Source organism: Sphingomonas sp., assembly GCF_029239295.1.
GTDB lineage: Bacteria > Pseudomonadota > Alphaproteobacteria > Sphingomonadales > Sphingomonadaceae > Sphingomonas.
On sequence record NZ_JAQZBC010000035.1, the window covers coordinates 1 to 9,052 of the forward strand.

Here is a 9,052-nt window from a genome sequence, read left to right on the forward strand (position 1 = left end):
CGATGATCTGCTCCTCGCTGAACCTGGTCTTCTTCACGTCCGTCTCCTCACGAAGGCGGACTCTAGCTCAAACTGGCAGAGTTTCAGGGGAGCACGTCACAGTCGGCGTCGTACCCCCGGTCGCCCAGGAGCCAGCGCGCTTTTGGCAGATCGTCCAGTAGCGCTGCCGCGCCGGTGTAATCGCTGACCTGGCCAGCGGTCATGAAGAAGCTAAGAGGGCGGCCGTTTGCGTCGGTGACGGCGTGAAGTTTCGTGTTCATGCCGCCTTTGGTGCGGCCAATCAGCCGCCCGAGATCCCCTTTTTAACCCGCAGGCTCGATGCCGTGCGGTGCGCCTTCAGGTAAGTCGCGTCGATCATGACGGTCTTCGGCTCGGCCTCCGCTGACGCAGCCCCCCCCCCATCATGCGCAGGAAGACGCCCCTCTCGCCCCACCGTTTCCAGCGATTGTAGAGCGTCTTGTGCGGGCCATAGTCCTTCGGCGCATCACACCAGCGCAGCACGTTGCGATTGACGAAGACGATGCCACTCAGCACCCGCCGGTCATCGACGCGCGGCTTGCCATGGCTCTTGGGGAAGTACGGTTGCAGACGCGCCATCTGCTCGTCCGTCAGCCAGTACAGGTCGCTCATTCTCAGTCTCCCTTCGGAGCCTGAATCAGATCGCGCCTCTCACATCAATGGGTCATGACCCTAAGCGTTGATTTAAATTCATAACCGAATCTCTTTCTTTTCCTTGACTTAGCCAGTTTAAACCGTTCCGGTTATTCTATTACTTTTGCTTTGTCAGCGAGCTGCTACTTAAAACCGGACTGAATAGATTAGAATACCATAAGTTCTATTTAGGGGCGGGGGCTATGCCAGGATTCGTGAAGTTTTTTCGAGCTTTACTTGGCTGGATTTTATTTTGTTCGGTTACGATTAACGCTGCTCAAGCTCAAACATCGCCGGAAATTGCGGCGGCGGAGCAAGCCGTCGCGGATGCAAACGAGAAGCTTAAGGCCGCTCGTATTGCCCAAGCAGAGCGAGATATCGCGGCTGCGGATGAGCTCGCGCTAAAGGCTAAGGCCGCAAGAGAATATCTCGCGTCTGCGCAAGCGCCGGCAGCACCTTCCCAAGCAGTTAGCGCTGGGGCGACCTCCGATGCGAAGCTTACTGATGCTGGGGAGAAGTCTCCTGACACGAGCAAATCCGCAGCGAGCACAGGTTCCGACGATACGCAAGAGTTCGGCGGCATCAAGTTCGGCGTCGGAATGTCAGTGACGATCGATTTGGGTGAATCTCAGCGAGTGGTTGAGGCTGAAATTGTTGATGGTTTGGTGAGAGCGGTAAAAACCGACAATTCCAAAGCAAGAATTATGCTCGAGTCACATTACTTCTTCACACCGAGCTACAGCCTTTTTGGCTTGGATGAGGACGAGTGGGGCATTGGCCCTTTTCTGGCGGTGAGACCTGGTAGCGACGATGTTATCGACGCAATTGCCTTTGGGGGCATGATAGGGTTTCGTTACGCTAAAGACTCGAAGTCTAGCTTCAACATAGGTATGGGGTTGGTCATTGATCCAAGCGTACAGATATTAGGGAAGGGATTAGAGCTGGACAGGCCACTTCCAGGAAATGAGACAGAGATACGTTTCCGTCAGACGTCTCAAAAAGGAATGCTGCTGATGGTTTCTTTCAGTTTCTAGGGAACAACTCGGCACGAGGCGAGGAGCTGTTCTCTCTGTTCCTCTAGGCCACACCTTAAAAAGAGAAGCGGATGAGCGCCCAAACTCTGAAAGCCGTCCGCCAAGAGCATCATTCGGCAATTCGACCAGACCAGCTAGCAAGTCCACCTGCCGACCCCAGCGCCGTAGCCAGTCGGTCAACTCTAGCGTCAAAATTGCGATCGCCGGCGGCATTGGGACCGTCCAACATTGCAAGCGGAACTCGGGGAGCTTTGGGGCGAGGTCGCCTGACGCTTGAAAGCCGACCTTAGACGGGAAGCGCCGAGGTTACGTCGAATTCAGCAAAATGCCAGCGCACAGAATCCGTGCGGGAGGCTAGTCTTCGGCGAAAAGTCTTCATCGACTCGCTTTACGGAAATAGTGCGGCTGACCCGAACGCCCACATCGTGCTCGACCAGCAACTCCGCTAGCCGCTCGCCGCCAATCAAGATGACCCGCTGCGGCAGGTGCCTGACGTATTCGACCGCTGGCACGCTGAAAGTCGACGTGCTGACAAACACGCCCTTAGTCGCACCCAGCCCCACAAGGCTCCCTACGAAGCCCTGTATTTCCGGACGTCCGACTCCGATGTGAGGCGCGTACCGCTTCGCCTGGACGTAAATTCGATCGAGCCCAAGCCGGTCCTCGTCAATCACGCCGTCCACACCGCCGTCGCCGCTCTTGCCGAGCTGAAGGGCGGCGCGGTCATGCGTGCCACCGTACCCCCATTCATTATATCCATTGCTTCATAGTTTCCTGGGCCCTTGTCGTCTAGCAAGTTCTGAATGAGCTCCAGCTCGTCCTTTATTTCTGATGCGCCGTGAGCCTGTGTTCACAGCCTGCCACCTTATGGGAAGTTGACGAGGCACAAGAGGACCCTCTTTGAGCGCTTCGATGGAGCACATCCCATCCAATCGCTGCTAGTGCATCATAATAGGACAGAAATAGAATGAGGTCGCATGTTGCAATCAATGGCACAAGCGCTGCACATTGTATCAACGCCAACGTCAACTTCTCGCCCAGCGCGGCGTCAGCCATAGGATGCTTTTCGTTTTGAAGGACGATCTTACAGTGCGAAGTGACATTGAAGACCGTGGAGAGCATGCAATGACCGCCGAGTTTCTACAAGGGCCCGAGCTAGCTGCGCGAGTTCGACACATCTGCTCAGAAGAAACTGTCAACTGTGCCGTCGCCTTTCTGGGGCGGGGCATGAGGGCGGACCTTTTCCCGCGGTCGGATCAAGTCGTCCGGATCGTTTGCGACATTGCAATGGGCTGTACGTCGCAAAAAGCGCTGCAGGAGTTTGGGGCCCCTACCGGCCCAAAAATGGCGGGCAACCCCAACCTGCACGTACGCGACTGGATCCATACCAAGGTGTACCTGTCTGTTGCGGGCGCCGTCATCGGATCGCCGAATTTGTCGGCCAAAGCGCTAGGAGTGGGCGGCAGAGCGCCAGGCAACCTAGAAGCTGGCACGTTTCACCCGGCAGGAAGCGAAGCTTGGAAGGAGGCCAAAGCTTGGTTCGACGAGGTGTTCAACAACTCGCATGAGGTACTTTGGGACGACGTTAAGAGAGCTTCGAAGTATTCGAACGATCCCGGGCGTGAGCATGATGACGCCGATCTCGCGGGCCTTTCGTTTCTAGATAGGATACGTCATTATCCAGAGTCGTTTAAAGATTTATCCTTCATAGTGAGCACAGATGACCTTGATGAAGAGGTAGAAAGAGCGCTTCGTAATAGCGAGAATACCGAAGACTCCTCCGATCTTTCAGTCGTTGTGTGGGATGAAGAAGAAGGTTGGCATGACGTCGAAAAGTCCGTGATTGCTTTTCATCTTCGTGAAGATGGAGGGAGAAGCATAAATGGATACGTGCGCTGTAGAGCGTCAGCTCAGCAAACCCGCTTACTAATATTCGGCGTCGAAGATTGGAAATCTTTGCGTAGACTGCATCCCGGCCTAGGTTTGAAAAAATCTCTGAACGCCAATGATTGGCTGCTCATCAGGTCCCTCTGGGAGGGAGATCAAACGATTTTCACCGCCGCCGAACTTGCTGATGCCCTAGACTCGGCTGCGCTTCACGTGGCGCCAGCGTGATAGCGCCCGGAGCAAAAACGTAATTCGCTCTTCGCATCTAGATTACCTCCCCCTCTCAGCCGGTATACCGCAGGTCGAAATTTCAACTTTTCCCAAGCCAAAGTGCTTTCACTAGGAAACTCCGAGTTGATGGCGGCGGCCTAGTCTGGGAAGCGCTTGGGTCCGCGACACGAGCGGACTACGATCGCCACCTAGTGCGCTGATATATAACGCTTTATCTGTTTGCGTGATGGGCCTTCGTAATGCGGGGGTCACAGGTTCGAGTCCTGTAAGCGGCACCATTTCCCAAAAAGATCGGACCCGACGGAAGTGATGGAGCTTTGGCTTTGGCTCTGGCTTTGGCGTTGGAGCCTGCCTGGGCCTTCGCTGACACCCCATGATCGGCACTGCGGGCGGCTCGCGCGCCTACGTAGGCATCACATCGATGTTGTGAGTACTGCGGCCAGGGTCGTGGAGCGAAGTTGCCCCGTGCTGGAAATTCAGTCGGCCGCGGGCGCCGGGAAGAACCGGTCGACGATTTCGCGCGCAAGGCGCGCCGGGCGCAGCGTGCTTGCGTCAACGCAGCACCAGCTGGAGCGCACTTCGGCAACCACGTCCTCGCCGCGCCTGATGACCGTCTGATAAAAGGCGCGGGCGCCCTGGACCTTCTCCAGCAGGACGGTGGCAATCACGTCGTCACCGAGGAAGGTGGGGCGGCGATACGTGATCTCGTGCTTGAGGGCGACCCACAGGTGCCGCGCGACCGCCTCGGGTGGCGCGAGGGAGCGCCAATGATCGATCACGGCGTCCTGCACCCACTTCAGATAGCTTGCGTTGTTGACGTGCCCCATGAAGTCGATGTCCGAGGAGTCGATCGGGATGGGGTAATTGTGGGGCGTTGCGGTATTCACAAAAGCTCTCATAGCGCGCCAATCGGGTACTGGCGATGAACATCGGGTATGAACCGACGAAAAGGGCCCACGCGGTCGCACATCGGTGGGACGATCAGCGGGCGGGGCCACATCGGCGGCCGCGGCGACGAGCCACATAAGCCGCCGTACCAACGCCGCGGACCTCGATTCCGTTCAACTGTCGTAGCCAAGGAGCGGGCTGCTCCGGCCTGTCGTCGCTACGTAAGTGAAAACGCCTTCCGCAACATTCGCTGCCGTTCGGGTCCCGCGCCCATCATGGGGACAAACACGTAACGCCCGGCTGAGGCGAACTGGTCTACGGTCCGTCTTCAAACGCCCTCGAATTGCCTCGTTTCAGTTCGCCCTGCCGGGTTCGTCCATCGTTGCTGCGCTTCGGGACTGACGGTCCGGTCGAGGCGGTGACGGACGGGCCCGGCGCAGCGCAGAAGCCGCCACGGATGACCCGCTTTCAACGGCTCAAACTGCTGATCCTAGGCGCCGATCCGGCGCTGCTCGCGCTTCGCATGTCAGGCTGCATCGTGGTGGCGATGGCGCTGGTGTGCGGTGTCCTGACGCTGATCGGCAAATGGTACACGATCCCCCGCCCGGCCTATGTCCTGGCGCTGATCGCGACGATGCAGGGCGCGCTGCAGATCAACGATCGGACAGCCGCGGCGCGCGGCCTGACCCGCATCTATGCAGCGCTCGCGGCCTTTTGCGCGATTGCGGTCATATCTGCACTTCACGGCGCCTTGCATTACATCAACATCGCGCTCGTGATCATCGTCTTTGCGGCGACGTACGCGGCGCGGTTCGGCGCGCGCTGGCGCGCCGTCGGTGTCTTCACCTTCATGTGCGCCGTCGTCGCGGCGTATCTGAAGGAGGACGAGCGCGACTTGCGGACGGTGGCAGCAGCATTGGTCATTTCCGGCGGTGTGGTTCACGTGATCCGCAATGCGGTCATGCCGGACAATCCGGCGCTCGATTTCAGGCGCCTCGTCGATGCGGTGCTGTCAGTGGCGAAGCAATTGCGCGGCATCGCTCCTGCCGCCTTGGCCCATGCCACCAGTCCGCTCCCCGCAGCGCATCGACGCCGGGAGGATCTTCGTCTCGCAGGCAGTGCGCTCAGCACGGGGATCAGGGCGTGCGAAACGTCCCTCCCCCTCGAAACACCCGATCAGGACACCGGAGAGACGACGATCGCGCTGAAGCTGCTCGATCTTCAGGTCGCCGCCGAGACGCTGGTCGGCCAATCGGAGGCGGGGGCGCAGAACGCGAGGCCGCCGGCGCATGACGGCGTGGAGCGAGCGCTGCAGGAGATGCGCGAGGCTGAGATGGCGCTGAAATCGGCGGTAGCCGGGCTGCCCCCGACCTTCCCCTCCGCCGGCGCCGGCGGACCGCCCGAGCATAAGGCGGGCCTGTTTCCCAAGCGCGGCGAATGGCTGCGCGATCAGACGCTGCGCCGTTCGCTGCAAGTGACGCTCGCCTGCGCGATCGCCGCGATCCTCGGCGAAGCGATCTCGACGCAGCGGTGGTTCTGGGCGGTGATCAGCACGTTCATGATCTTCAACAACACCCAGTCCGGCGCCGCGGTGGCGGTGCGCGGGCTGGATCGTGCGTGGGGCACCGCGATCGGCATCGTCATCGGCATTGCGCTCGCCACGCTGACCCACGATCATCTCCTGTGGCTCAGCGCCGCGCTCGCCATTTCCGTCTTCGTCACGTTCTTCATCGCGCGTGTGTCCTATGTCGCGATGAGCCTGTTCCTCACCATCTCGCTGTCGCTAATCTACGGCCTGATCGGGATTTTCACCCCCGAGCTGCTCGTCCTGCGGCTGGAGGAAACCGCCATCGGCGTGGCGTCGGGCGTGCTGGTCGCGCTGCTGCTGTTTCCGATCAGCCTCCACCAGCAAGCAAGGAAAGCCATGGACGGGCTGCTCACCGCACTCGGCGATCTACTGCAGGCCATCGCGAAGGCCGGGCCAAACGGTCGCGAGCGATCAATGGCGCGCAAGGCCGCGGCGGTGGACCGCGCGCTGGGCACCGTCCTTGCCACCGTCGGCCCGCTGCGCAGCACATGGTCGCTCGGCAACATGATGACGGCTGGGCGCGACACCCTGCGCGAGGCCTATGTCATGGCCTATGCCGCGCATCGCCTGGAGCGCAGCTTCCGCGAGGTGCCGCCGCCGGAACAGGACGCCGCCCGGCTGCTTGCGCTGAGCGAGCGGCTGAAATCGGCGGCCGGTGGCAAGGACGCCGAGACCCACGGCGAGAAGACCGCCGCGCAGAGCGAACGCAGCGAGGTCGCCGCGCCGGACGACCGGACAGAATCCTCCCTGACGATCCTAGCGCGGATGCTGGACGGCATCGAACGGGCGCGCCAGCCGTCCTGAACCCTCAGGCGAACGGGACGGCGCGCCGCGATCAGATCAGGAGCCAGAGCCCGGCGATCAGCATCGTCGCCACGGTGACAAGCGCGCCGGCCTTGGAGAATTCGGCGCCCGAGATGATCACCCCTCGATCCTTCGCCTGCTCGACCATGATGATGCCCGCAAGGCTGCCGAACACGACAAGGTTGCTGGAGAAGTGCGTGCCGAGCGATAGCGCCGCGCCCAGATAGTTCGCGTCGCCATGGGCGTGGAGATACGGCACCAGCATCATCACCGCCGGGTTGTTGCCCACCAGGTCGCTGACGACGCTGCTGATTAGGAAGAGCATGGCGGGGCTGTTGAGGTCGATCCCCTCCGCGGCGAGGCCCGTCACCAATTTCTGCGGCAGGCCGGTCGCGGCGAGGCCGGCATTCACCACGAACAGCCCCATGATCAGCAGGATGAGATCACCATCCACCTCCTGCAGCAGCGACTTGGACGAGACGCGCCGGCTGAGCAGCAGGAAACCCGCAGCGGTCAGCGCAACGGTTTCGCGCGGCCAATCGCTGAACACGAAGGCGCCGACCACCACGATGGCCGTCACCGCCGCCTTCAGCGTTTCCCCTAGGGAAAAGGGTGGCGGTGGCGGGGCGGCCGCCTGCGGGTTCGGCGTGTCCTGCGGCTTCGCCAGCTTCCACCGGTTGCGATACAGCAGGGTAATCACGACCCAGATCACTCCCAGCGACAGTAGCGCCGGCACCACGGTGATCTCGGACACGCCGGCAAAGGAAAGGTTCAGCTTCTGCGCGGCGATGATGTTCTGCGGGCTGCCGATGATGGTGCCCGACGCGCCGGCGTTAGCCGCAAAGCAGAAACCCAGCAGAAACGGCACCGGGTTCAGCCCGCGCGCCATGGTGATCGACAGCAGCAGCGGGCACATCGACACCGCGACGACATCGTTGGTGAGGAATGCCGACATCACGCCGCCGACGATGATGAGCACCGCGAGCAAGGCCCGTTCGGAAATGTTCGAGCTGGCCGCCTTTTGCGCCAGCCAGCCATAGAAGCCCGAGACGACGAACGCGGCCGACACGACCATCAGGCCGAACAACATGCCCATGGTCGAATAGTCGATCGCATTCCACGCCTGTTGCGGGGTGATGCTGCCGACCGCCAGCATCGCCATGCCGCCGATCACTGCGGCGCCGGTGCGCCCCACCCTGAAGCCAGGCAGCGAGCCCAGCCCCATGGCCAGATAGACCAGGAAGAAGATGAGGAGCGTCAGGTCCATGGCAGAAGTGTTTTCACTCCCGGCGTCGGGGGGCGGGACGCAGCCGGGCGCCCGGCGCCCGGCTGGCAGCTATGCGGTGATCATTCCGGATTGCCCGACTTCATGCCCCACAGACTGTAGGCGCTCTGGCCGTAGAGCGTCTCATCCAGGCCTTCGCGCTGCACCTCTTCCGGCACCCGCAGCGTGCTGACCCGATCGAGCACAAAAAGGATGATGCTGGTGATGACGATGGCGTAGATCACCACGATGGCGACGGCGATCGCCTGCACCGACAGCTGCCGCCCACCCGCCGAGACGGCGTTGATCGTCGGGCTTGCCAAGACACCGATCAACAGCGAACCGGTGATGCCGCCGATGCCATGGGCGCGGAACACCTCCAGCGTATCCTCCGCCTTGAGCCAGGACTGGATGTACTTGGCGAAATAGCAGGCGGTGGCGCCGATCGCGCCGATCAGCAGGGCCGCCATCGGTTCCACATAGCCCGAAGCGGGAGTGATCGTGGCAAGCCCCGTCACCGCGCCCACGAGGACGCCGGAGAACGTCGGGTGACCGGCATCCCGCCACTCCCAGAACATCCACACCAGCATCGCAATGGATCCGGCCAGCATGGTGTTGGTGAAGGCGTAGGCGGCAAGGCCGTCGGCGGCGTAGGCACCGCCAGCATTGAAACCGAACCATCCGAACCACAACAGGCCCGCGCCC

At 61.1% G+C, this 9,052-nt stretch carries 6 protein-coding genes and 2 pseudogenes; 3 read left to right on the forward strand and 5 right to left on the reverse strand.

Translation table 11 applies throughout. The annotated features are described in order from the left end of the window. Positions 1-101: 101 nt before the first annotated feature. Positions 102-630, reverse strand: a pseudogene (locus tag K0S66_RS16670) (IS5 family transposase); the annotation flags it as partial. Between the two features lie 224 nt (positions 631-854). Between K0S66_RS16670 and K0S66_RS16675 the strand changes: the two are divergent. Beyond that, positions 855-1,685, forward strand: coding sequence for a hypothetical protein (locus K0S66_RS16675; RefSeq protein ID WP_301076598.1), 831 nt, complete (start codon positions 855-857; stop codon positions 1,683-1,685). Between the two features lie 317 nt (positions 1,686-2,002). Here K0S66_RS16675 and K0S66_RS16680 read toward each other — a convergent pair whose 3' ends face one another. After that, on the reverse strand, positions 2,003-2,368 hold the full coding sequence (locus tag K0S66_RS16680) for a restriction endonuclease (protein WP_301076599.1): 366 nt from the start codon (positions 2,366-2,368) through the stop codon (positions 2,003-2,005). Between the two features lie 442 nt (positions 2,369-2,810). Between K0S66_RS16680 and K0S66_RS16685 the strand changes: the two genes are divergently transcribed. Then, positions 2,811-3,800 carry a phospholipase D family protein gene (locus K0S66_RS16685; protein ID WP_301076600.1) on the forward strand — a complete coding sequence of 330 codons (990 nt, stop codon included), beginning with the start codon at positions 2,811-2,813 and terminating at the stop codon, positions 3,798-3,800. Positions 3,801-4,279: 479 nt separating this feature from the next. Here K0S66_RS16685 and K0S66_RS16690 read toward each other — a convergent pair whose 3' ends face one another. Next, positions 4,280-4,690: a thioesterase family protein gene (locus tag K0S66_RS16690; RefSeq protein WP_301076601.1), complete on the reverse strand. Its 411-nt coding sequence runs from the start codon at positions 4,688-4,690 to the stop codon at positions 4,280-4,282. Between the two features lie 383 nt (positions 4,691-5,073). Between K0S66_RS16690 and K0S66_RS16695 the strand changes: the two genes are divergently transcribed. Further along, a complete protein-coding gene (locus K0S66_RS16695) occupies positions 5,074-7,083 on the forward strand; it encodes an FUSC family protein (protein ID WP_301076602.1) in 2,010 nt (669 codons plus the stop codon). A gap of 31 nt (positions 7,084-7,114) precedes the next feature. Here K0S66_RS16695 and K0S66_RS16700 read toward each other — a convergent pair whose 3' ends face one another. Then, positions 7,115-8,350, reverse strand: coding sequence for an SLC13 family permease (locus K0S66_RS16700; protein WP_301076603.1), 1,236 nt, complete (start codon positions 8,348-8,350; stop codon positions 7,115-7,117). An 80-nt stretch (positions 8,351-8,430) separates the two neighbouring features. Next, positions 8,431-9,052, reverse strand: a pseudogene (locus K0S66_RS16705) (ammonium transporter); the annotation flags it as partial.

What these genes read in the sequence shown, in the direction of transcription:
- K0S66_RS16675 (WP_301076598.1), top strand. Translation starts at nt 855, where the DNA reads ATGCCAGGATTCGTGAAGTTTTTTCGAGCTTTACTTGGCTGGATTTTA.
- K0S66_RS16685 (WP_301076600.1), top strand. Translation starts at nt 2,811, where the DNA reads ATGACCGCCGAGTTTCTACAAGGGCCCGAGCTAGCTGCGCGAGTTCGA.
- K0S66_RS16700 (WP_301076603.1), bottom strand. Translation starts at nt 8,350, where the DNA reads ATGGACCTGACGCTCCTCATCTTCTTCCTGGTCTATCTGGCCATGGGG.